Origin of the sequence: Streptomyces sp. MUM 203J (genome assembly GCF_022414595.1) — a bacterium.
Classification (GTDB): domain Bacteria; phylum Actinomycetota; class Actinomycetes; order Streptomycetales; family Streptomycetaceae; genus Streptomyces.
Map to the genome: position 1 here is coordinate 1 of NZ_JADWYO010000047.1, position 22379 is coordinate 22379.

Consider the following 22379-nt stretch of genomic DNA (forward strand, 5'->3'; position numbering starts at 1 on the left):
CGAGCGTCTACGTGATCTACTCACCACCTGAAACCAAGTGGTGTTGCGACGACCCCTGGAACCCAAGGTCACGGGCGGGGGCCTCCTCGTACCGGCTTTCAGACCGTCCGGAACGCCAGGACCACGTTGTGGCCGCCGAAGCCGAACGAGTTGTTGATCGCCGCGACCGTGCCCTCCGGCAGGGCGCGGGGCTCACCGCGCACGATGTCGGCGTCCACATCCTCGTCCGGGTCGTCGACGTTGATGGTCGGCGGAGCCGTACGGTGGTGCAGCGCCAGGACCGTCGCGACGGTCTCGATGCCGCCCGCACCGCCCAGCAGGTGGCCCGTCATCGACTTCGTGGCCGAGATCGCCACGTGGTCCAGGTCCTCGCCCAGCACCTTGCGCAGCGCCTTCACCTCGGCGACATCGCCCTGCGGGGTCGACGTGGCGTGCGCGTTCAGGTGCACGACCTCCGCCGGCTTCAGGTCCGTGGTGTCCAGCAGGTTCTGCAGCGCGGCGGCGATACCGCGGCCGGTCGGCTCGGGCTGTGCGATGTGGTGGCTGTCGGCGGACAGGCCCTGGCCCAGCGCCTCGCAGTACACGCGGGCGCCGCGTGCGGCGGCGTGCTCGGCCGACTCCAGGACGACCACACCGGCACCCTCGCCCAGGACGAAGCCGTCACGGGCCTTGTCGTACGGACGCGAGGCCTTCTCGGGCTCGTCGTTGTTCTTGGACATCGCCATCATGTTGGCGAACGCCGCGATGGGCAGCGGATGGATGGCCGCCTCGGTGCCGCCCGCCACGACCACGTCGGCGCGGCCGGTACGGATCATCTCGATGGCGTAGCCGATGGCCTCGGCGCCCGACGCGCAGGCGGACACCGGGGTGTGGACGCCGGACCGGGCGTTCACCTCCAGGCCGACGTTGGCGGCGGGGCTGTTCGGCATGAGCATGGGCACGGTGTGCGGGGAGACCCGGCGCGAGCCCTTCTCCTTCAGCACGTCGTACTGGTCGAGCAGGGTCGTCACACCGCCGATACCGGAGGCGATGACGGCGCCCAGCCGGTCCGGCTGCACCCGCTCGTCGTCGCCCGCCGGGCCGGTGAACCCGGCGTCCGCCCACGCCTCACGCGCGGCGATCAGCGCGAACTGCGCCGACCGGTCCAGCTTCCGGGCCAGCGGCCGGGGCAGGACCTCGGACGGCTCCACGGCCACCCGGGCGGCGATGGTGACGGGCAGCTCCGCGAAGCGGTCACCCTCCAGGGGGCGGACCCCGGAGCGTCCCGCCAGCAGACCTTCCCAGGTCGTGGCGGAGTCGCCACCCAGCGGTGTGGTTGCGCCGATACCGGTGACGACCACGGTGCGATTGGTCGAGTTCACAGGAATTCTTCTCTCCACGTGTCAGAGGTAAGGCGAGCGGCGCCACCGCCGGGTGGCGAACCCGATCAAGCCTGGTGCTTGAGGATGTAGTCGGCGGCGTCGCCGACGGTCTTGAGGCCCTTGACGTCCTCGTCCGGGATCTTCACGTCGAAGCGCTCCTCGGCGGCGACGACCACCTCGACCATGGACAGCGAGTCGACGTCCAGGTCGTCGGTGAAGGACTTGTCCAGCTGGACTTCCTCGGTCGGGATACCGGCGATCTCGTTGACGATCTCGGCGAGACCCTCGACGATTTCTTCCTGCGTGGCGGCCATGGTGGCGCTCCTTCGGTGTGTAGCTCTGTGTTACTCAGAAAAGTGACTCAGAGAGGTTTCTCAGAGAGTTTTCTCAGAGGGGGTGGGCTGCGGGCCGGAAGATCCGGACGTGCCCTAGGGGAGGGTAACGACCGTCGCGGCGTACACGAGACCCGCCCCGAAGCCGATGACGAGCGCGGTGTCACCGCTCTTCGCCTGGCCGGTCGCCAGAAGCCGCTCCATCGCGAGCGGGATCGAGGCGGCCGAGGTGTTGCCGGTGGTCTCGATGTCACGGGCGACCGTGACATGCTCCGGCAGCTTCAGCGTCTTCACCATCGAGTCGATGATCCGCATGTTGGCCTGGTGCGGAATGAAGACATCCAGGTCGGCCGCGCTGATCCCGGCCTCGTCCAGCGCCTGCTGCGCGACCTTCGCCATCTCGAAGACGGCCCAGCGGAAGACCGTCTGGCCCTCCTGGGTGATGGCCGGGAACTTCACCCCGCCCCGCTCGTCCAGCGGAAGCTGCGCGACGTCACCGATACGGAAGTCCGTCCACGGCACGGTCTGCTTGATCGTCTCGGACTTGTCGCCCTCGGAGCCCCAGACGGTCGGGCCGATGGCCGGCTCGTCCGAAGGACCGACGACGACCGCGCCCGCGCCGTCACCGAACAGGAAGGCCGTGGCCCGGTCCTCCAGGTCGGTCAGATCGCTGAGCCGCTCGACACCGATGACGAGCACGTGCTCCGCCGAGCCCTCCACGACCATGCCCTTGGCGAGGGTCAGGCCGTAGCCGAAGCCGGCACAGCCCGCCGAGATGTCGAACGCCGCCGCCTTGTCGGTGCCGACCTGGTGCGCGATCTCCGTGGCGACCGCCGGGGTCTGCCTGAAGTGCGACACCGTGGCCACGACGACCGCGCCGATCCGGTCCGGAGTGAGACCCGCGTCGACGATGGCCTTCCCGGCCGCCTCGACCGACATGGCCGTCACGGTCTCCTCGGCCGACGCCCAGTGGCGGGTGGCGATGCCGGAGCGCGAGCGGATCCACTCGTCGGACGAGTCGATCGTCTCGAGGATCACCTCGTTCGGCACCACGCGGGCCGGACGGTAGCCGCCCACACCGAGAATGCGCGCGTACGGGGCGCCCCTGCTGGGCCTGATCTTCGCCATGCTCTACGGCTCCTTGCTCCGGTGCTCCGGTCTCAGGCGGCGGCGTCGGCGCCGGCGTGCTCGGCGATGAGCGCGCGGGCCGCGTCGAGGTCGTCGGGGGTCTTCAGCGCGAGCGTCTTCACCCCGGGCAGCGCACGCTTGGCGATGCCGGTCAGCGTGCCGCCCGGGCACACCTCCACCAGCGCCGTGGCGCCGAGCCGCTGGAACGTTTCCATGCACAGGTCCCAGCGGACCGGGTTGGCCACCTGGCCCACGAGCCGGGCGACGACGTCGGCGCCCGTGGCGACGGACTCGCCGTCCTTGTTGGAGACGTACGGCACCTTCGGATCCGCCGGGGCGAGGCCCTGAGCGGCCTCCTCCAGCTTCGCCACCGCGGGTGCCATGTGGTGCGTGTGGAACGCGCCGGCCACCTTCAGGGCCACCACGCGGCGGACACCCTCGGGCTTGTCCGCCTCCAGCGCGGCCAGCTGCTCCATGGTGCCCGCGGCCACGATCTGGCCCGCGCCGTTCACGTTCGCCGGAGTCAGACCCAGCTTTTCCAGGTGCGCGACGGTGGTCTCCGGGTCACCGCCGAGCAGCGCCGACATACCGGTCTCGGTGATCGCGGCGGCCTCGGCCATCGCCAGCCCACGCGCCCGCACGAGACGGAGCGCGGCCAGCTCGTCCAGCACACCCGCGAACGAGGCGGCGGTGATCTCACCGACACTGTGTCCGGCGACTGCGTCCGGCGCGATGTCACCCAGTGCCGAGGCGGACAGCAGACCGGCTGCCACCAGCAGCGGCTGTGCCACCGCGGTGTCGCGGATCTCCTCCGCGTCGGCCTTCGTGCCGTAGTGCACGAGATCCAGGCCGATCGTCTCCGACCACGCGCCGACACGGTCGGTGGCGCCGGGCAGATCGAGCCAGGGAGTCAGGAAGCCAGGGGTCTGAGCACCCTGGCCGGGAGCGACGAGTACGAGCACTCTCACACTCTCTCTTGTGGACGGTCCTGAGCGCCCGTGGGGACTGGGACGAAGAACCGTCGGACGAATTGTTGACAATCCACAAAACTCTAGAGCTGGCCGTCGGCGTCCGCCAGACGCCCCAGGATGAGAGCGATGCGGAGGGTGAACGCCGACCGTACATCGGAGGGTGACCATCCGGTGACATCCGTCACACGTCGAAGCCGGTAGCGCACGGTGTTGGGATGGACGAACAGCATTCGTGCCGCGCCCTCCAGGCTGCTCGCCTGCTCCAGGTAGACACTCAGTGTCTCCAGCAGAGCCGAGCCGGCCTCCTTCAGCGGACTGTAGATCTCCTCCACCAGCTGCTCACGGGCAGCCGGATCGGAGGCGATCGCCCGCTCCGGCAGGAGATCGTCCGCCAGCACCGGGCGCGGCGCGTCCTGCCAGGCGGAACACGCCTTCAGCCCGGCCGCCGCCGCCTGCGCGGACCGTGTCGCCGTCTGCAGGTCCGGCACCACCGGGCCCGCCACCACCGGACCCGCGGCGTACGGGCCGATCAGCGCCTTCGCCACGGCCAGCGGATTGTCGCTGCCGCCGGCGATCACCACCAGACGGTCGCCCAGCACACCGGTGAGGACCTGGAGCTTCGCGTGCCGGGCCGCACGACGGATCGCCTCCACCGTCAGCTCGCTGTCCCCGTCCGGGGCGGTGCCCAGGATCACACACACATGCTCCGGCGCGTTCCAGCCCAGCGCCGCCGCCCTGCTGACCGCGCCCTCGTCGGCCTCGCCCGACAGCACCGCGTTCACGACCAGCGACTCCAGCCGCGCGTCCCACGCACCGCGCGCCTCGGCGGCCTGGGCGTACACCTGGGCCGTCGCGAAGGCGATCTCCCGCGCGTACACGAGCAGCGCTTCGCGCAGCACCGACTCGTCGCCGGGCGCGGCGACCTCCTCGATCGCGGACTCCATCACCTCGATCGTGGTCCGCACCATCTCCACGGTCTGCCGCAGCGTGATCGCCCGGGTCAGCTCGCGGGGCGCGGTGCCGAAGACGTCGGTGGAGATCGCCTGAGGGGTCTCGGGATGCCGGAACCACTCGGTGAAGGCAGCGATGCCGGCCTGGGCGACCAGGCCGATCCAGGACCGGTTCTCCGGGGGCATCGCCCGGTACCACGGCAGCGTCTCGTCCATGCGGGCGATGGCGCTCGCGGCGAGCCGCCCCGAGGACTGCTCCAGGCGCTTGAGGGTCGCTGCGTGCGGGTGGGCGTCGTTTGCTGCTGGTTCAGGCACGGAACAAGACTGCCTTATCGGGACGGGGCCCTGCCCAGGCGGTCCGCCCTTGCCCTGTGTGGGGCGGTTCGAGGTGGCCCGGGCGAGGGGTGGCGGAGAGGGGCTTGCCGTGCGGGCGGCGCCCTGGCAGGGCGGCGCGGGTGTGGGGAGGGAGGGGCCGTCCCGCGGTCCGCCGGGGTGGTCCGCCGCAACCGTCATACGGTGAGGCCGTGACGTACACGCAGCTGACCATCCAGAGGGCCGGGGAGCGCTACCCCGGCGGGGACGCGGAGGCCGGGATCGAGACCCGGCACGCGTTCTCCTTCGGGCCCCACTACGACCCCGGCAACCTGCGCTTCGGGGCGATCATCGCCTGCAACGAGGAGCGGCTCGCGCCCGGCGCGGGCTTCGACGAGCACCCGCACAGCCACACCGAGATCGTCACCTGGGTGGCGGAGGGCGAACTCACGCACCGCGACTCGACCGGCCACGAGACGGTCGTCCGTCCCGGGGACCTCCAGCACCTGAGCGCGGCGGCGGGCGTGCGGCACGTGGAGCGCAACGACGGCACCGCGCCGCTGACGTTCGTTCAGATGTGGCTGGCCCCGCGCGAGCCGGGCGGCGAACCGTCCTACGCGCGCGTGCCCGCTCTGGCGGACGCCGTGCCGTACGCGGTGCCCGCCGCCGGTGCCGTGCTGCGTGTACGGCGCCTCGCGGCGGGGGAGCGCACGGCTCTCCCGGACGCCGACTTCGTGTACGTCCATGTCGTACGGGGGCGACTGCGGCTGGACGCGCGGGAGCTGGGCCCCGGTGACGCGGCCAGGGTCACGGCGGGACGTGGCCTGGAACTGGCGGCGGAGGGGGAAGGAACGGCCGAGGCCCTGGTGTGGGAGATGACGGCCCGGGCGTAGTCAGCCCCGGGCGGAGGGTGCTGTCACCCCCCCCGCCCGGTTCGCCTCCGTCAGCCGCCCGTGCCCCGCAGCTCCGCAAGCACCGCATCGGTGAAACGCGGCCACGCCTCGATCGCCCACGGCCCGAACGCCCGGTCCGTCAGGGCCGCACAGGCCGCCCCGGCATCCGGGTCCACCCACAGGAACGTCCCGGACTGGCCGAAGTGCCCGAAGGTCCGCGGCGACGACGAACTACCCGTCCAGTGCGGTGACTTGCCGCCCCTGATCTCGAAGCCGAGCCCCCAGTCGTTCGGCTTCTGGTGCCCGTATCCGGGCAGGATCCCGGTCACCCCGGGGTACGTGACGGTCATGGCCTCCAGGACCGTGCGCGGGTCCAGCAGCCGGGGCGCCTGCACCTCCGCCGCGAACCGCACCAGGTCGTCGACCGTCGACACCGCGTCCTTCGCGGCAGAGCCGTCCAGGGACGTCGCCGTCATCCCCAGCGGCTCCAGCACGGCCTGCCGCAGATACTCCGCGAACGGGATGTCCGTCGCCTTCGCCACATGGTCCGCCAGCACCTCGAACCCGGCGTTGGAGTAGATCCGCCGGGTGCCCGGCGTCGCCATGACCCGGTGCTCGTCGAACGCCAGCCCCGAGGTGTGTGCCAGCAGATGCCGCACCGTGGCGCCCTCGGGCCCGGCAGGCTCGTCCAGCTCCAAGGCTCCCTCCTCGTACGCCACCAGCACCGCGTACGCCGCGAGCGGCTTGGTCACCGAGGCCAGCGGGAAACGCCGCCCCGTCGGGCCGTGGGACCCCACCACGGTGCCGTCCACCCGTACGACCGCCGCCGCGGCGGCGGGCACCGGCCAGTTCTCGATCAACGCCAGGCTCTGCATGCCGACGAGCGTACTTGCCCGCCCACCACCCCCGGCATTTGCCTGGAGTGCACTCCAACCTCCTACCGTGAGGACGCATGACGGTGATCGAGAGCACCCAGCCCCGGCCCCCCGGCACCGGCGACAAGGCACCCATCCGGCACCCCCGCCCGGACGGCCAGGACCACTACACGATCAGCGAGGTCGCCGCCTGGACGGGACTCACCGCCCACACCCTCCGCTGGTACGAGCGCATCGGGCTGATGCCGCACGTCGACCGGTCCGCCACCGGCCAGCGCCGGTTCACCAACCGGGACCTGGACTGGCTGGTCCTGGTCGGCAAGCTCCGGCTTACCGGCATGTCGGTGGCGGCCATGGTGCGGTACGCCGAGCTCGTACGCGAAGGCGAGCACACCTTCGACGCCCGCCGGGAACTCCTGGAAGCCACCCGCGAAGACGCGCTGGCCCGGATCGCGGAGCTGCAGGATGCGCTCGACGTCCTCAACTGCAAGATCGACATCTACAGGGGCGGCCGACGGGCCGTCCACGGAGGCATACACCCATGACCACCCCCGGGGGCATCTCCCCTTCCACCACGTCCACCTCCTCTTCCTCCGACTCCGCCCGCGTCAGCCCCGGCCCCGTCCCGTCCCCGACCGTCTCCGGGGGCGGCCGCACGGAGCGCGGTACGCGGATCGACCGGGTGCGGCTCGGTGCCGACGGGCCGGCCGTCGGGGTGCAGGGGCTGGGCGCCATGGGGATGAGCGAGTTCTACGGGGCCACCGACGAGGCCCAGGCCCGTGACACCCTCGACGCCGCCCTCGACGCGGGCGTCACCCTCATCGACACCGCCGACATGTACGGCAGCGGCGCCAACGAGGAGTTCCTCGCTCCGTTCGTCGCCGCCCATCGCGATGAGATCACCATCGCCACCAAGTTCGCCATACTCCGCACGGACGACCCGCGTGCCCGGCCCATCCGCAACGACCGCGCCTACATCCGGTCGGCCGTCGAAGCGAGCCTGCGCCGTCTGGACCTCGACGTCATCGACCTGTACTACATGCACCGCCGCGATCCGGCCGTGCCCCTGGCCGAGTCCGTCGGTGCCATGGCTGAGCTGGTCGCGGAGGGCAAGGTCAGGCACCTCGGCCTCAGCGAGGTCACCGGCCCCGAACTGCGCGAGGCCCACGCCGTGCACCCCATCGCCGCGCTGCAGTCCGAGTGGTCGCTGTTCTCCCGCGACGTGGAGCGCAGCGCCGTGACCGCCGCCGCCGAACTGGGCGTCGCCTTCGTCCCGTACTCACCGCTCGGCAGGGGCTTCCTGACCGGAGCGTTCAGCGACCCTGCCAACGTCCTCTCGGACGACGACTTCCGGCGTATGAATCCGCGGTTCACCGGCGACAACGCCCGCCACAACACCTCCCTTCTCCATCCGCTTCGCACCGTGGCCGCCGCCCAGGGCGCCACGCCCGCCCAGGTGGCTCTGGCATGGGTCCACCAGCGGGCCGCCGTACACGGCCTGACCGTCGTGCCGATCCCCGGCACCCGCAAGAGGGCCCGCCTCCTGGAGAACGCCGCCGCCACCCGGATCACCCTGACCGAGGCGCAGCTCGCCCTGCTCGAACCGGTCGCCTCCCAGGTCGCCGGTGACCGGTATCCCGACATGACCTTCACCTCCGCCGCCCGGGAGGAGTGACCCCGGCGGTCACGCAAGCCCCAGGGCGAAGACCGCGAACCCGGCCGCCAGGACGCCCGCCGCCGCGCGGCGGCTCCTGGTGGCCCCCGTCCACGGAGCCTCGAACCGCCGTGCGTACCGGGTCGTCAGAACAAGCAGTCCCGCGAACAGCGGCAGCCACGCCAGACGCACCACCAGCCACCCGACCGTGTCCGGAGCGGTCGTCAGCCCCGGGACCGCGCCCACCGTCAACGACGCCGGCACGGCCGCCGCCAGCATCGCCGTCTGGTGCCAGCACAGCACCGTCATCGCGGACAGATTCACCACCGCGACCGGCGCCCACAGGGCCGGCCTGCGCAGCAGCGCGCCTATCCGGTCGTGGAGCAGGACCGCTGCCCCGCTCTGCACCGCTGCCAGAGCCAGAACGAGCAGTGACGGCGGGTGTGAGTTGGTCCGTGCTTCACCGGGCACCCCGACCATGGACGCCGGGTAGTGGAAGAGGGCCAGCAGCACCGCGAAGAGCAGCCCGCCGCCCACGAGCAGCGCCCAGGCCGCCCGCCGGCCGAGCCGACGCTCAGCCCAGGCCACGCCCAGTTGGTAGGCGAACAGCCAGCCCGGCAGCACGTTGAGCAGACTCAGCCAGCCCGGCATGTCCGGGCCGGGCGGGCCGTACCGCAGGAAGTCGACCACCGCGACCGAGGCCAGCAGCGGGAGCGCCGCCCAGCCGCCCACGGCCCGCGCCATCCGCACACACCACGGGGTGAGCGCGGTCACCACCGCGTACACACCCACGAACCACAGGGGCTGGACGACCAGGGTCGCGGCAGTTCGCAGTGTGTCCTCGGGCACCCCCCGCACACGGCCCAGGGCGATGAGCACGGCCCAGACCGCCGTCACCCCCAGTACCGGCCGGCCCAGCCGGGCCATCCTGTCCCGCAGCCACTCTCCGGCGCTCCCCGTCCGGCGCCGGTAGGAGAGGGCTGACGCGTAGCCGCCGACGAGGAAGAAGACGCCGAGCATCTGCAGAACCCAGCTCGCGGGCGCGAGGAAGCCCAGTGCGGACAGGGGGCTGGCGTTATGGAGCGCACCCTGCGTGTCCACCGTGAATCCGCCGACCAGCCAGTGCCCGGCCGGTACGGCCAGCAGGGCGAGAGCACGCAGTCCGTCGATCGCCCGGTCCCGGTGCGGAGGGGTCCTCTCCTCGATCCGCCCGATCTGTGCGGCGAGGGTCATTCCCCCTCACCCTTCAGAGAGATCGCCGCGAACGCGCGGAGAGACGCGGTGCCCGGGGCGAAGTAGCCGGAGTGGCCCCGGGCGTCCCAAGCAGGGACATGCCGGGCCCCGAACTCCGCCGATGCCGGGTCCGGACCGTGACCGAGGCCCATGAACCGTACGTTGGGCACCTTGGAGATCCAGTCCGTCGGATCCTTCGCCGCCCACACCCGGGCGGACGTCCCCAGCTCCGCGACATTGCCGGCCCGCATGCCGGGCGAGCCGAACACGACCAGGTCCTTGGCCTTCAGCCGGTCCGCGGCGAGCCCGCACACCACCGACCCGTAGCTGTGGCAGAACACGGAGGGTGCGGCCACACCCCCGGCGGCGAGACCGTCGCCCAGCCGCACCAGCCGCTCGGCGCCCACCACGGCCAGACTCCCGGTCGCCGCGTCCAGTCCCACCCCTTCCGGAGTGGTGTACCCCGCCCAGGCGATCACCGCTGTACGCTCGCCCGTCGCGGCGCGCAGCTGCCGAGCCATCCCCGCCGCACTTCCGTATGGGTTGCGGGGGTTGTCGTACGAGCCTGCGTCGATGTCGGACCCGGGCACTATCACCGCCACCCGACTGCTGTGCTCCAGGTCCCCGAACACCTCGGCCACCTGCCCCCGGCCGCGGGGATCGAACGCGAGAAGCCGGTGGTCCGCCAAATGCGCGTACCTGCTGTCAGCGCGTACCGCGAGGGAGTTCGCCTCGTACCGGAGGGCCGTCGGTACGCCGTCCAGGTTGCCCACCACGCCGGGATGGCGATGCGTCAGCCGCAGCCGCTGCTGCTCCGGCAGCCCCCGGAAGAACGCCGCGACCTCGGCGGGCGACGCCCGCTCGGGATCGGGGAGTTCCCGCCCCAGCGAGCGGTCGGCCCGCCAGGCCGCGCTGCCCGGGGGCGGCCCCTCCGCGGCCCGCTGCGCTGTCCCCGACGCCCATCCCGCAGTCCCGGCTACCACCGCCGTCGCCAGCGCGGTGGAGACCAGAGTCCTCTTGTAGCGGCGCATGACGCCCCCCCAACTCACTTCGTCCGGTGTGACGGGGAGGAAGCTAGAAGGAAGACGACTGCTCGATCGTCACCCCACGGAGCCAACCGCGAAGTGATACCGGGGTAGGGGGTGAGTTACCCGACGGCGGTGCGCCCGCCCCACCCGTGCTCCGCCAAGGCCGTTGCTACACGGGGTCGCCGGGAGTGACCAGCCCCGACTCGTAGGCGAAGACCACTGCCTGTGCCCGGTCCCTCAGTCCCAGCTTCGCCAGCACCCGGCCGACATGTGTCTTCACCGTCTGCTCCGCAAGAACGAGCCGCTCCGCGATCTCCTGGTTCGACAGCCCCCGGGCGACCAGTTCCAGGACCTCGGTCTCACGCGGCGTCAGTCCGTTGAGCCGTGTGGACCGTTCACGGCGGGTCGCAGGCCGCTGCGCCGCGAAGTCCTCGATCAGACGCCTCGTCACCGACGGTGCCAGCAGGGCCTCGCCGGCGGCGACAATGCGGACCGCCGCGATCAGATCCGCCGGTGGCGCGTCCTTCAGCAGAAAGCCCGACGCCCCGGCACGCAGCGCCTCGTACACGTAGTCGTCGACGTCGAACGTGGTCAGCATCAGCACCTTGGGCCGGTGCGTCACCCCCGGCGGCGGGTCCAGCAGCTCGCGGGCCGCGGCCAAACCGTCCAGCTCCGGCATCCGTACGTCCATCAGCACCACGTCCGGATGCGCGGACCGGCCCACCTCGACCCCGGCCCGGCCGTCCGCCGCCTCCCCGACCACGTCGATGTCGGGCTGCGCGGACAGCAGCGCGGCGAACCCTGCCCGCACCATGGCCTGGTCGTCGACGATGATCACGCGGATGGTCACGGAGATCCCCCTTCGGACGGTCTATGGCGGCGTGTCCAGCGGCAGGCGCGCGGCCACCCGGAACCCGCCATCCGGTAGCGGCCCGCTGTCCAGCCATCCGCCGGTCAACCGTACGCGCTCCCGCATGCCTACCAGACCAAGTCCCGTACCGGACGTCTCCAGCAGAGAAGTCGGCTTCGTCGGCGGCCCGTTGACCACCAGGACGATCAGCCACTCCTGGTTCGGGGAGCGCGACACCGACACCCGGGTCCGGGCGCCCGGCGCATGCCGCACCACATTGGCCAGCGCCTCCTGCACCATCCGGTACGCCGACAGCTCCACCGCCGGGGACATCCGTCCCAGCTCCTCCGCGAGCGACAACTGGACCGGGACCCCGGCCCGTATCGTCGCCTCCACCAGGTGCGGCAGCCGGTCGATCCCGGGCTGCGGTTCCCGCTCTCCCCCCGCCCGCTCGCTGCGCAGCACCGAAAGCAGCCGCCGCATCTCGGCCAGCGACTCCCGGGCCGACGCGGCGATCGCCGTGAACTCCTCGCGTGCGGCCGGCGGAATCCCCTCGATCCGGTACGGCGCCGAATCCGCCTGCACCGTGATCACCGACATGTGATGGGCCACCACGTCGTGCAGTTCCCGCGCGATCCGGGCACGCTCCTCCAGCAACGTGCGCCGGGCCCGCTCCGCCTCGCTGATCGTCTCCTGTTCCACCAGCCGCCGCTGGGCGTCACTGCGCTCCCGCAGCATGCCCGTTATCAGCAGGGTGACCCCGCTCAGCAGGAACAGCACGACATGGGTGTTCTCGCCGCCATGGCCCGGGACCAGGGCGAAGCCGAAGCCGACCCCGCCCGTCACCACCCATACGCTGAGCAGGGTGCGCCGGTGCTCCCTCAGCCCGACGGCCACCATCAGCGCCACGTATCCGATGATGACCATGGGTGTCCATGGCCACGGCATGGCGGCGGGGTTGTCCGACGGATCCGCACCAGGCGGTCCCCCGGGGTTCATCATCGCCACCGCACCGGCCACATCGGCCGTGAAGACGATCCACCAGGCCTGAAGCGGCCGGGTCACCGCCATCAGCAGCGGAGCGGTCTGCGCCGTGGCCAGTACCCCGGCGATCCCGCCGTTCAGTCCGTAGCTCTCCACCAGGGTCACGACCGTGACCGGCAGCAGCGAGGCGATCAGGGCGACCGCCGCGACGTACGGCAGCAGACGCACCCACAGGGAGTTCGCCTGCCCGAGCAGCGGGGCGCCTGCCTCCGTCGGCGTCGACAGAGCCGTACCCAGTGCGTGCAGTCCCTCGCGGGTGGAGCGGCGGGCACGCCGCGCCAGCCTGACGGCCAGGTCGGAACCGCCCGGGGTGCCGGGCGTGCCGGGCGCTGAGGCGGGTCCGGACGGGGGCGGGGAGACGCTGCTCATGATCCCGCCAGCCTAGGTGTCACCGCAGCGGAGGCGCGTCATACCGGGGAGCCAGATCACGACCTCATACCCCGGTATGACACGCGGCCCGGCGGAGCCGCCCTCACAGCTCCGCCAGCAGCTCCGCCTTCTTCGCCGTGAACTCCTCGTCGGTCACGAGACCTGCCTGGTGCAGCTCCCCGAGGTGGCGGATCCGGTCGGCGATGTCCGCCGGGTCGCGGCGCCCCGATCCCACGGTCACGGGCACCGCGTCGTTGCAGTTCCGTACCGCCTCGAGCACCGCCGCGGCGAAGGGCAGCGACTCGTGCACCGGGCCGTACCGGGGACCCAGGACGACAGCCGCCGGGTCCTTGTCGGCCTGCACCGGATCCCCGTCCTGGCTGCGTCGCACCAGCCGGAGGTGACCCTCCACGAGGTTCGGGGACCGCCACTCGACGCCGCACAGCTCGCTCACCGCGAAGGTCTGGTCCCCGGCCTTCCACTTCGCTGACGAGGCCCCGGTCCGTGACCAGCGGAACGAGACGTCCCGGCCGTCGAACGACGCTTTCCCGTCATACGCCTTGAACTGGAGAGGGATCTCCGGGGCGGCGACGAGGAACCGCGCGGCGGGTTCCACGCGATCCGGCCCCAGCAGTGCCCGCAGTGCTTCCGCGTGGTGAGCGGCGAGGGTCTCCCGGTCGGCGGGCAGCACCAGCCGGTACGGGTCACTGCCCTCCTTGAGCTGACCCGCGGCCACATCCGCCAACGGGTCGGCCCCGGCACGCGGCTCCGCGTGCAGCACCACCGTGCCGCGCTTGCCCGGGACCAGCGTCACCGACGCCAGAGCCTCGTGCGGAACGCGTCTTTCGCGCAGCGCCTGGAACAGCTTCGGCGCGCGGATCCCCCGTTCGAAGCGGATGAGCACGGCGTCCGGTTCGAACTCCCAGGTGGCATGAATTCCGGCCAGCACATCACCCATGCGCCTCATCGTATGCGGCGCACGCCCGCGCGTCGCCCCTGGAAGGACTGCCGAAACGCACTATGCTCCCGCCGTCTACGCGGGTCAGACCAGGCCGGTGCCGGAAATTCCGTTTCTGCAGGAGTCCTCGGGGTCCGCACAGAGCAGCGTCGCGTATGAGCCGACACCTATTCCGGCGAGGTTGCGCAGGCTCTCGGTGCCGGGCTCGAAGTAGCCGCCGTGACCCCCGGCGCCGGAAGTAGAGAGGCGACGTGCCCCGAACTCGGGTGCGTTCGGATCAGGTCCGTGGCCGAGTCCGCCGACGTCCAGGTGCGGCACGTCCGCGATCCAGTCGTCGTCGTCCAGCAGGGCCCATACGCGCGCGTGGCCGCCGAGTTCGGCGGCGCTGTCGGCCCGTATGCCGGGGCTTCCGGCCACAGCGATGTCGGTGACCCGGCCGGGCTGGTGCCGCGCTGCCAGTCCGCACACCACGGAGCCGTAGCTGTGGCAGAACCAGGAGACAGGGGAGGTGCCGGGCAGAGACGCGGTGAGGGACACGAGCCGTTGGGCGCCTTCCCGCGCGAGACGCCCGGTGGCCGCATCCATGCCCACCCCGCTCGGCGCGGTGTAGTCGGCCCAGGCGATGACGGCGGTTCGGACACCGGGCGCGGTCTCGCGTTCGGCGGCGTAGAGCGCCTCGGCCATGCCGACCGGTGCCTCGTAACGGCGGGCGGTCCGCTGGAACGTGAGCAGGTTCGTGTCCACCCCGGGGACGATCACGGACACGCGCTCGGCGTGCTCCAGGCTTCCCAGAACCTCAGCGACCCGGCCCGCACCGCTGGGGTCGAAGGCGAGGATCTGACGGTTCTCCTTCATGAGGGAGGAGAACCGGTGGACGCGTCGCACGGCCTCGTGGCGTCCCGCGGCGGACAGTCGCCGGTCGTCGACGCGCGGTCGTTCGGCGGCAAGGGCGCGGCCGAGGGAGCGCCGGTTGGCACGGTAGCGCAGGGTGAGGGGTACGCCGTCGAGGTTGCCGACGACGAGCGGGTGCCGTTCGGTGAGCCGGGAGCGCTCGGCGGTCGTAAGCCCGGCGAAGAACGCGGCGACGGCGTGCGGGGGCGCGTCGGGGTCGGGCAGGGAGCGGCCACCGATCCGGTCCGTGCGCCATTCCGCGGTCGCGTTCCGCCAGGAGCCGGTCGCCGTTCCCGTGTCTCCGCGGGCGCGATGCGCCGTGGTCCAGCCGGTCGTCGCGAGGAGTACGAAGACCACCGCGAGAGCGAGCAGGGTGCGGCCGACGGGGAGTGTGGGGGAGAGGATGCGGGAAGTCACTGCGAGACACACTAGGAGACGGCCGGAGAGGGACGGACTCAGGGTGACGAGGATCACGATTCGGAGGGGCCGGCTGGGGAAGTGCCGCTCGGGGGCTCTTCCGGTTACGTGCGCCAGTCCGCAGCCAGGGAAGGGCCGAGGTGGTCCAGGTAACCCTCGGTGAGGGCGCGGATCGCCTCCAGGCTGCTGTCCTCGCCCTGTACCCACAGCTGTCCGGTGACGCGCATGACTCCGCTGAAGGCCGCGACAGCGACGCGGGGCCTGGGGTCGCGGTCCATGTCGAGACCCTCGCGGTCCGCGATCAGCCGGGCGATGCGCTCCTCCATCTCGAAAGAGCGGCGCAGGTGGACCGCGAGGAGCGCCGGGGTCGACTCGATGACCCGCAGCTGCCGCAGATACACCTCGATCGGTACGAGTTCCGTGATGGCCTCGCCGATGGTGTCCCAGGCGGCCAGCACGGCGTTGCGGAGGGCGTCGAAGGGCCCCTCTTCGGAGGGGCGCTCGCGCAGCGCCGCCACGAAGTGCTCCTCGGCCATGTGCTGGAGGGCGAACGCCACCTCCTCCTTGCTCGCGAAGTAACGGAAGAACGTGCGCTGTGACACCTCGACGGTGTCGACGATCTCGTCGACCGTCGTCTCCTCGTACCCCTGGGTGATGAAGAGCTCCAGCGCGGTGCGGAGCAGGGCGGCGCGGGTCCGCTGCTTCTTCCGCTCGCGCAGCCCGGCGCTCGAGCCCTGAGCGGTGGACCCCTGAGCGGTGGACCGCTGCATGGTGGACCCCTGCGTCATGGGCCGCGTTTCGGTCAGCGGTGCGGTCGGCGGCTCGGCCGTCACTTCATGGTCCTCTTCTCGCGGTTCCGGCTGCTCAGACTAGCTGTGAGCGAAGTGACAGCTACTGACGTGTGAATTGCTTTGTCAATTGTCAGCGACTGTCTCTAGTCTCGCCGGTATGACTGGTCAGACCATCCTCGACAAGGCGCCGGGCAGCCCCGACCCGGCGCCCGCCCCGGCCGGCGGTCTGCGCGGCCGTCCGTGGGGGACCCTCTTCGCCGTGGCTGTGGGCGTCATGATGGTCGCGCTCGACGGCACCATCGTCGCCATCGCCAACCCCGCGATCCAGCAGGACCTTGGCGCGTCGCTCGCGGACGTCCAGTGGATCACCAACGGCTATCTGCTCGCCCTTGCCGTGGCGCTGGTCACCGCGGGCAAGCTCGGTGACCGCTTCGGTCACCGCCAGACCTTCCTCATAGGCATCGCCGGGTTCGCCGCCGCGTCCGCCGCGATCGGTCTTTCCGGCTCGATCGCCCTGGTCATCGCCTTCCGCGTGCTGCAGGGCCTGTTCGGCGCACTGCTGATGCCGGCGGCGCTCGGCCTGCTGCGTGCCACCTTCCCCGCCGAGAAGCTGAACATGGCGATCGGCATCTGGGGCATGGTCATCGGCGCCTCCACCGCGGGCGGCCCGATCGTCGGCGGTCTGCTCGTCGAGCACGTGAGCTGGCAGTCGGTGTTCTTCATCAACGTGCCCGTCGGCGTGGTCGCGCTGCTCATGGGGCTGGTGATCCTCAGGGACCACCGGGCGCAGAACGCGCCCCGCTCCTTCGACCTCCTCGGCATCCTGCTGCTGTCCGCAGCCATGGCCTCCCTCATCTGGGGCATCATCAAGGCCGGTGAGAGCTGGGGCTGGGGCAGCGGCAAGACGTGGGGCTTCCTCATCGGTGCCGTCGTCCTCTTCGCGCTCTTCGCCCTCTGGCAGACGCGGGCACGGGAGCCGCTCATCCCGCTGGGCCTGTTCCGCTCCGTCCCGCTCTCCGCGGGCGTCGTCCTGATGATCCTCATGGCCTTCGCCTTCATGGGCGGGCTGTTCTTCGTGACCTTCTACCTTCAGGGCGTCAAGGGGCTGAGTCCGGTCGACAGCGGACTGCGGCTGCTGCCGCTGACCGGCATGATGATCGTCTCCTCACCGCTCGCAGGGGCGCTCATCACCAGGTTCGGGCCGCGGATCCCGCTGGTGGGCGGCATGGTGTTCACGGCCGCGGCCATGTTCGGGATGCTCTCCCTGGCCTCGGAGACCGGCACGTTCGCCACGTCCCTGTGGTTCGCTCTGCTGGGCCTTGGCCTGGCTCCGGTGATGGTGGGTGCGACCGAGGTCATCGTCGGCAACGCGCCGCTGGAGCTGTCGGGTGTGGCCGGTGGTCTGCAGCAGGCGGCGATGCAGGTCGGCGGCGCGCTGGGTACGGCCGTGCTGGGCGCCGTGATGTCGTCCAAGGTCAGTGCGGACTTCGCGGGAAACTGGACGGCCGCGGGCATCCCCGTTCCGCCGGACCCCAGGCTCGAGCAGGCGGCTGAGTTCGGCATCGTCCCGGACGAGCTGGCCCAGGCCCCCGGGATGACCCCTGACATGCTCGCCGCGGTCACGAAGGTCATCCACGACACCTTCCTGTCCGGCATGGGGACGGCCTTCACAGTCGCCGGAGTCGTCGCAGTCGTGGCCGCCCTCGTCGCCACCCTCACCAAGCCCGGCGCCAACGCGGGCGCGGGCGGAGGCGGCGTCCACATCTGACTTCAGGCTCATCGGGCCCCGGCACACCCGCTCCCGTGCCGGGGCCTGCCGCATGTCTGCCGTCGTCACCCGTACGAGTGGATCACCTCGCGCCCTCTTCCCCTCGGGCATCACGCAGCGTCAGGCTATGGGAAGGATTCCGATACAGAGCGTCACGATCTCGGGGGTTCACCACCATGCGTACGACCACACGAACCGTCCTCACGGCCACCGCCCTCACCGCCGGTGCGCTGGCTCTCACCCTCCTCCCCGCCGCCGCGCCGGCCGGTGCCGCCGGGCCCCCTCTCGGCGCCTGCGGGAGCGGACAGCTCTGCCTCTGGCCGAAGGAGGAGTTCGAAGGGAATCGACTCGCCTTCGAGCTGGCAGACACCGACATCGAGAGCTGCGTCCCGCTCCCCGACGGAACCACCGCCACGTCATTCGCCAACCGGACCGGTCGCCCCGTCACCACCTATCAGTCCGCTGCCTGCGCCGAGACGGGCGAGTTCGACACCTACCCCGGCGGCGGCACCTGGGTGCCCCGCTCGACCCACCAGGTGCGGGCCTTCAAGATCTGGGAGAACTGAACTCGGAGTCGCCGTCCTGCTCCGGAAGGGCACATCCCGACAGCAGTCCCGGACGTTGACCGTCGCCCGGTTCTCCGGAAAGCCGGGCGACCTCGGCCCGCAACTCCCGCACCTCCAGTGTGAGGGCCTCCAGCAGTGCCGTCTGGTGCCGCTCCTCGGCGTCGTCGCGCTCGAAACGGGAGATGAACCACGCGGCGATGTTCGCCGTGACCACACCGAGCAGTGCGATGCCCGACAGCATCAGCCCCACCGCGAGAAGCCGCCCCAGGCCCGTGGTGGGGGAGTGGTCACCGTAGCCCACGGTCGTCATCGTCGTGAACGACCACCAGACCGCGTCACCCAGCGTCTTGATGTTTCCGTCCGGCGCGTCCCGCTCCACCTGGAGCACCGCCAGCGAACCGAACATCAGCAGACCCGTGACGGCGCCCGCCACATACGTCGTCAGCCGGATCTGCGACGCCATCCGGGCCCGCCGCCCCACCAGCATCAGCGTCGACACCAGCCGCAGCAGCCGCAGCGGCTGCAGCAGCGGAAGCAGCACCGACAGGAGGTCCAGCCAGTGCCCGCGTACGAACTCCCAACGAGCCGGGGACACCACGAGCCGCACGATGTAGTCGACGGCGAAGGCGCCCCACACCACCCACTCCACCGCCGTGCACAGCGATCGCACCCACGGATCGGCGTCCGGCGCGACGATCGGCACCGCGTACGCGATGCCGAACGCCAGCGCCAGCGCGAACAGCGGCCTCTGCGTGCGCTCCTCCCACCGGATCTGCGTCCTCGGTTCAGTCATGCCGCGCATAGTAGAGGAGCGCTGGGAACCGGCCAGGGTGAACGGGGAGCCCGGGCGCCCGGGCGCTCGAACTCCCCGCCGCGCCGGCGCAGTGGCGCACCGGCTCCCGCGTCAGGCGTCGCCGCCCGCCGCGCCGGGATCGGCGGCCGTCACATCCAGCAGCCGATAGCGGTCCACCGCCTGCTTCAGCACCGAGCGGTCCATCTGCCCCTGCCGGGACAGTTCCGTGAGCACCGCCAGCACGATGGACTCCGCGTCGATGTGGAAGAACCGGCGGGCCGCACCACGGGTGTCCGCGAAACCGAAGCCGTCCGCGCCCAGCGAGGTGTACGGCCCCGGCACCCAGCGCGCGATCTGGTCGGGGACCGACCGCATCCAGTCCGAGACGGCCACGAACGGGCCCTCGGCGTGCGACAGCTTGCGCGTCACGTACGGAACGCGGGGCTCCTCCTCCGGGTGCAGCAGGTTGTACTCCTCCGCCTGCACCGCCTCGCGACGCAGCTCGTTCCAGGAGGTCGCGGACCACACGTCGGCGCGCACGTTCCAGTCCTCCGCCAGGATCCGCTGCGCCTCCAGGGCCCACGGCACGGCCACGCCGGAGGCCATGATCTGCGCCGGAACCGCGCCGGACTCCCCGGCCCGGAAGCGGTGGATGCCCCGGACGATGCCCTCGGCATCCACGTCCGCCGGCTCCGCCGGGTGCTGGATCGGCTCGTTGTAGACGGTCAGGTAGTAGAAGACGTCCTCGCCGTGCGGGTGCTCCTCCGACGAGCCGTACATCCGCCGCAGACCGTCCTTGACGATGTACGCGATCTCGAAGCCGAACGCCGGGTCGTACGCGACACACCCCGGGTTCGTCGACGCCAGAAGCTGCGAGTGGCCGTCCGCGTGCTGCAGGCCCTCGCCGGTCAGCGTCGTACGGCCCGCGGTCGCGCCGAGAACGAAACCGCGCGCCAACTGGTCGGCCATCTGCCAGAACTGGTCGCCGGTCCGCTGGAAACCGAACATCGAGTAGAAGACGTACACCGGGATCAGCGGCTCGCCGTGCGTGGCGTACGCGGAACCCGCCGCGATCAGCGACGCCGTGCAGCCCGCCTCCGAGATGCCGTCATGCAGCATCTGCCCGGTCGGGGACTCCTTGTACGCCAGCAGCAGTTCGCGGTCCACCGCCTCGTACTGCTGGCCCAGCGGGTTGTAGATCTTGGCGCTCGGGAAGAACGAGTCCATGCCGAACGTGCGGTACTCGTCCGGCGCGATCAGGACGAAACGCCGTCCGATCTCCTTGTCCCGCATCAGGTCCTTCAGAAGCCGGACGAACGCCATCGTCGTCGCGATCGACTGCTGCCCGGACCCCTTCTTCATCGCCGCGTACGTCTTGTCGTCCGGCAGCACCAGCGGCTTCGACCGCACGACCCGGGTCGGCACATACCCGCCCAGCGCATTGCGGCGGTCGTGCATGTACTGGATCTCCTCCGAGTCCTGGCCCGGGTGGTAGTACGGGGGCGGGCCCGACTCCAGGTCACTGTCGGAGATCGGCAGGTGAAGCCGGTCCCGGAAACGCTTCAGGTCGTCGACCGTCAGCTTCTTCATCTGGTGCGTCGCGTTGCGGCCCTCGAAGTTCGGACCCAGCGTCCAGCCCTTGATCGTCTTGGCGAGGATCACCGTCGGCTGGCCCTTGTGGGCCCGGGCCGCCGCATAGGCCGCGTAGATCTTCCGGTGGTCGTGACCGCCGCGCCCCAGGTGGAGGATCCGGTCGTCGGTCATCCCCTCCACCATGGCCCGCAGCCGGTGGTCGTCCCCGAAGAAGTGCTCCCGGATGTAGGCGCCGGTCTCCGTGGCATACGTCTGGAACTGGCCGTCCGGAGTGGTGTTCATCTTGTTGACCAGGATGCCGTCCCGGTCCTGCGCCAGCAGCGGGTCCCAGGAGCGGTCCCAGATCAGCTTGATCACATTCCAGCCGGCGCCGCGGAACACCGACTCCAGCTCCTGGATGACCTTGCCGTTGCCGCGCACCGGGCCGTCGAGCCGCTGGAGGTTGCAGTTGACGACGAAGGTCAGGTTGTCCAGGCCCTCACGGGCGGCCAGGGTGAGCTGGCCCAGCGACTCCGGCTCGTCCATCTCACCGTCGCCCAGGAACGCCCAGACATGGGACTGAGAGGTGTCGGCGATGCCCCGCGCGTGCATATAGCGGTTCATCCGGGCCTGGTAGATCGCGCCGATCGGACCCAGCCCCATGGAGACCGTCGGGAACTCCCAGAAGTCCGGCATCAGCCGGGGGTGCGGATACGACGACAGACCGTAGGGTGCCTTCGACTTCTCCTGGCGGAAGCCGTCCAGGTGTTCGTCGGAGAGCCGGTCCAGCAGGAAGGCGCGTGCGTAGATGCCCGGTGACGCGTGGCCCTGGAAGAAGATCTGGTCTCCGCCGTCTCCCCCGTCCTTGCCCCGGAAGAAATGGTTGAAGCCGACGTCGTAGAGGGAGGCCGAGGAGGCGAAGGTCGCGATGTGGCCGCCGACGCCGATGCCGGGGCGCTGAGCGCGGGACACCATCACGGCGGCGTTCCAACGGGTCGCGTTGAGGATCCGCCGTTCGATCTCCTCGTTGCCGGGGAAGAACGGCTCGTCCTTGGTGGCGATGGTGTTGACGTAGTCCGTGCTGCGCATCTCGGGCACGGCCACGCGCTTCTCACGGGCCCGCTCGATCAGGCGGAGCATCAGATAGCGGGCACGTTCGCGGCCCCGCTCGTCGACGGCGGCGTCGAGGGAGTCGAGCCACTCCCGGGTCTCTTCGGGATCGAAGTCCGGGACCTGGCTGGGCAGGCCGCCAATGATGATCGGGTTGCGATCGGATGCGGAAGCCACGCTGTTCCTTCGCTGCTCGGTTGCCTACAGGGAGATATGGAGAGGAGGACGAGTGGTCGCCACCATCGTGTACCTCCGGGGCCCGTACGTCATCTTTACCGGGGGGTAACACCCTGGTCGCGCCGAGGGCAGGAGTATCTCGTGCGCCCCCGCGCAGGGTGTCCGGCATACAACGCCCTAAAGTGGGTCAAGAGGTGTGGTGCATGTCGCGGACCCGGACGCAAGGGTGCCGGGTGTTGCGGCAGGACGGCCCCAAAAGTCACCGTTTCGGCGGTCTACGTCGCCGGGTACTTGCGCGATCCGCCCAGCACGTGTGGACTACGCCCCATGCCACGC

20 protein-coding genes are annotated in these 22379 nt (G+C 70.9%); 5 read left to right on the plus strand and 15 right to left on the minus strand.

Annotation, left to right across the window (positions count from 1 at the left end):
- Window positions 1–98 precede the first annotated feature (98 nt).
- The 5 genes from fabF to I3F58_RS21350 form a co-directional block, all read right to left on the minus strand.
- Complete coding sequence (gene fabF, locus I3F58_RS21330; protein ID WP_240110267.1) at window positions 99–1361, minus strand: beta-ketoacyl-ACP synthase II; 1263 nt, start codon at window positions 1359–1361, stop codon at window positions 99–101.
- Window positions 1362–1426: 65 nt separating this feature from the next.
- Window positions 1427–1675, minus strand: a complete 249-nt coding sequence (locus tag I3F58_RS21335; RefSeq protein ID WP_240110268.1) for an acyl carrier protein — start codon at window positions 1673–1675, stop codon at window positions 1427–1429.
- 114 nt (window positions 1676–1789) lie between these two features.
- Window positions 1790–2821 carry a ketoacyl-ACP synthase III gene (locus I3F58_RS21340; protein ID WP_240110269.1) on the minus strand — a complete coding sequence of 344 codons (1032 nt, stop codon included), beginning with the start codon at window positions 2819–2821 and terminating at the stop codon, window positions 1790–1792.
- Between the two features lie 32 nt (window positions 2822–2853).
- Entirely contained in the window at window positions 2854–3783 is a 930-nt protein-coding gene (locus I3F58_RS21345) for an ACP S-malonyltransferase (protein ID WP_240110270.1), read from the minus strand.
- An 89-nt stretch (window positions 3784–3872) separates the two neighbouring features.
- On the minus strand, window positions 3873–5057 hold the full coding sequence (locus I3F58_RS21350; RefSeq protein ID WP_240110271.1) for a CdaR family transcriptional regulator: 1185 nt from the start codon (window positions 5055–5057) through the stop codon (window positions 3873–3875).
- 224 nt (window positions 5058–5281) lie between these two features.
- Between I3F58_RS21350 and I3F58_RS21355 the strand changes: the two genes are divergently transcribed.
- Complete coding sequence (locus tag I3F58_RS21355; RefSeq protein WP_240110314.1) at window positions 5282–5947, plus strand: pirin family protein; 666 nt, start codon at window positions 5282–5284, stop codon at window positions 5945–5947.
- A 50-nt stretch (window positions 5948–5997) separates the two neighbouring features.
- On the opposite strand, the gene I3F58_RS21360 is transcribed toward I3F58_RS21355, so the two are convergent.
- Window positions 5998–6822 (minus strand): serine hydrolase, encoded by an 825-nt coding sequence (locus I3F58_RS21360; RefSeq protein ID WP_240110272.1) that lies wholly within the window; start codon window positions 6820–6822, stop codon window positions 5998–6000.
- A gap of 77 nt (window positions 6823–6899) precedes the next feature.
- On the opposite strand from I3F58_RS21360, the gene I3F58_RS21365 reads away from it, so the two are divergent.
- Together I3F58_RS21365 and I3F58_RS21370 are read left to right on the plus strand one after the other, a co-directional pair.
- On the plus strand, window positions 6900–7367 hold the full coding sequence (locus I3F58_RS21365) for a MerR family transcriptional regulator (RefSeq protein ID WP_240110273.1): 468 nt from the start codon (window positions 6900–6902) through the stop codon (window positions 7365–7367).
- Complete coding sequence (locus I3F58_RS21370; RefSeq protein ID WP_240110274.1) at window positions 7364–8497, plus strand: aldo/keto reductase; 1134 nt, start codon at window positions 7364–7366, stop codon at window positions 8495–8497. The genes I3F58_RS21365 and I3F58_RS21370 overlap by 4 nt, the downstream gene beginning before the upstream one ends.
- A gap of 9 nt (window positions 8498–8506) precedes the next feature.
- On the opposite strand, the gene I3F58_RS21375 is transcribed toward I3F58_RS21370, so the two are convergent.
- From I3F58_RS21375 to I3F58_RS21405, 7 genes are all read right to left on the minus strand, one after another.
- Window positions 8507–9709, minus strand: a complete 1203-nt coding sequence (locus I3F58_RS21375; protein ID WP_240110275.1) for an acyltransferase — start codon at window positions 9707–9709, stop codon at window positions 8507–8509.
- Entirely contained in the window at window positions 9706–10740 is a 1035-nt protein-coding gene (locus I3F58_RS21380) for an alpha/beta hydrolase (protein ID WP_240110276.1), read from the minus strand. The genes I3F58_RS21375 and I3F58_RS21380 overlap by 4 nt, the downstream gene beginning before the upstream one ends.
- A gap of 166 nt (window positions 10741–10906) precedes the next feature.
- Complete coding sequence (locus I3F58_RS21385) at window positions 10907–11587, minus strand: response regulator transcription factor (RefSeq protein ID WP_240110277.1); 681 nt, start codon at window positions 11585–11587, stop codon at window positions 10907–10909.
- 21 nt (window positions 11588–11608) lie between these two features.
- Complete coding sequence (locus I3F58_RS21390) at window positions 11609–13000, minus strand: sensor histidine kinase (RefSeq protein ID WP_240110278.1); 1392 nt, start codon at window positions 12998–13000, stop codon at window positions 11609–11611.
- 103 nt (window positions 13001–13103) lie between these two features.
- Window positions 13104–13958 carry a DUF4429 domain-containing protein gene (locus I3F58_RS21395; protein ID WP_240110279.1) on the minus strand — a complete coding sequence of 285 codons (855 nt, stop codon included), beginning with the start codon at window positions 13956–13958 and terminating at the stop codon, window positions 13104–13106.
- 84 nt (window positions 13959–14042) lie between these two features.
- Window positions 14043–15266 carry an alpha/beta hydrolase gene (locus tag I3F58_RS21400; RefSeq protein WP_240110280.1) on the minus strand — a complete coding sequence of 408 codons (1224 nt, stop codon included), beginning with the start codon at window positions 15264–15266 and terminating at the stop codon, window positions 14043–14045.
- Window positions 15267–15370: 104 nt separating this feature from the next.
- Window positions 15371–16036, minus strand: coding sequence for a TetR family transcriptional regulator (locus I3F58_RS21405; RefSeq protein ID WP_240110281.1), 666 nt, complete (start codon window positions 16034–16036; stop codon window positions 15371–15373).
- A 178-nt stretch (window positions 16037–16214) separates the two neighbouring features.
- Here I3F58_RS21405 and I3F58_RS21410 point away from each other — a divergent pair, with 178 nt between their 5' ends.
- Window positions 16215–17825, plus strand: coding sequence for an MFS transporter (locus tag I3F58_RS21410; protein ID WP_240110282.1), 1611 nt, complete (start codon window positions 16215–16217; stop codon window positions 17823–17825).
- Window positions 17826–18001: 176 nt separating this feature from the next.
- Complete coding sequence (locus I3F58_RS21415; protein ID WP_240110283.1) at window positions 18002–18391, plus strand: peptidase inhibitor family I36 protein; 390 nt, start codon at window positions 18002–18004, stop codon at window positions 18389–18391.
- Here the strand turns inward: I3F58_RS21415 and I3F58_RS21420 are convergent.
- Together I3F58_RS21420 and aceE are read right to left on the minus strand one after the other, a co-directional pair.
- The gene (locus I3F58_RS21420; protein WP_374208017.1) at window positions 18372–19193 is read right to left on the minus strand and encodes a potassium channel family protein; all 822 of its coding nucleotides are present in this window, start codon (window positions 19191–19193) and stop codon (window positions 18372–18374) included. The genes I3F58_RS21415 and I3F58_RS21420 overlap by 20 nt on opposite strands.
- A 102-nt stretch (window positions 19194–19295) precedes the next feature.
- Window positions 19296–22043 carry a pyruvate dehydrogenase (acetyl-transferring), homodimeric type gene (gene aceE / locus I3F58_RS21425; RefSeq protein ID WP_240110285.1) on the minus strand — a complete coding sequence of 916 codons (2748 nt, stop codon included), beginning with the start codon at window positions 22041–22043 and terminating at the stop codon, window positions 19296–19298.
- Window positions 22044–22379 lie beyond the last annotated feature (336 nt).

Excerpts from the sequence above, each read along its gene's own strand:
- I3F58_RS21375 (WP_240110275.1), bottom strand. The coding sequence starts at position 9,709 with ATGACCCTCGCCGCACAGATCGGGCGGATCGAGGAGAGGACCCCTCCG.
- I3F58_RS21415 (WP_240110283.1), top strand. The coding sequence starts at position 18,002 with ATGCGTACGACCACACGAACCGTCCTCACGGCCACCGCCCTCACCGCC.
- I3F58_RS21340 (WP_240110269.1), bottom strand. The coding sequence starts at position 2,821 with ATGGCGAAGATCAGGCCCAGCAGGGGCGCCCCGTACGCGCGCATTCTC.
- I3F58_RS21410 (WP_240110282.1), top strand. The coding sequence starts at position 16,215 with ATGACTGGTCAGACCATCCTCGACAAGGCGCCGGGCAGCCCCGACCCG.
- I3F58_RS21370 (WP_240110274.1), top strand. The coding sequence starts at position 7,364 with ATGACCACCCCCGGGGGCATCTCCCCTTCCACCACGTCCACCTCCTCT.
- I3F58_RS21360 (WP_240110272.1), bottom strand. The coding sequence starts at position 6,822 with ATGCAGAGCCTGGCGTTGATCGAGAACTGGCCGGTGCCCGCCGCCGCG.
- I3F58_RS21420 (WP_374208017.1), bottom strand. The coding sequence starts at position 19,193 with ATGCGCGGCATGACTGAACCGAGGACGCAGATCCGGTGGGAGGAGCGC.
- I3F58_RS21335 (WP_240110268.1), bottom strand. The coding sequence starts at position 1,675 with ATGGCCGCCACGCAGGAAGAAATCGTCGAGGGTCTCGCCGAGATCGTC.
- I3F58_RS21395 (WP_240110279.1), bottom strand. The coding sequence starts at position 13,958 with ATGGGTGATGTGCTGGCCGGAATTCATGCCACCTGGGAGTTCGAACCG.
- I3F58_RS21390 (WP_240110278.1), bottom strand. The coding sequence starts at position 13,000 with ATGAGCAGCGTCTCCCCGCCCCCGTCCGGACCCGCCTCAGCGCCCGGC.
- I3F58_RS21380 (WP_240110276.1), bottom strand. The coding sequence starts at position 10,740 with ATGCGCCGCTACAAGAGGACTCTGGTCTCCACCGCGCTGGCGACGGCG.
- I3F58_RS21405 (WP_240110281.1), bottom strand. The coding sequence starts at position 16,036 with ATGCAGCGGTCCACCGCTCAGGGGTCCACCGCTCAGGGCTCGAGCGCC.
- I3F58_RS21365 (WP_240110273.1), top strand. The coding sequence starts at position 6,900 with ATGACGGTGATCGAGAGCACCCAGCCCCGGCCCCCCGGCACCGGCGAC.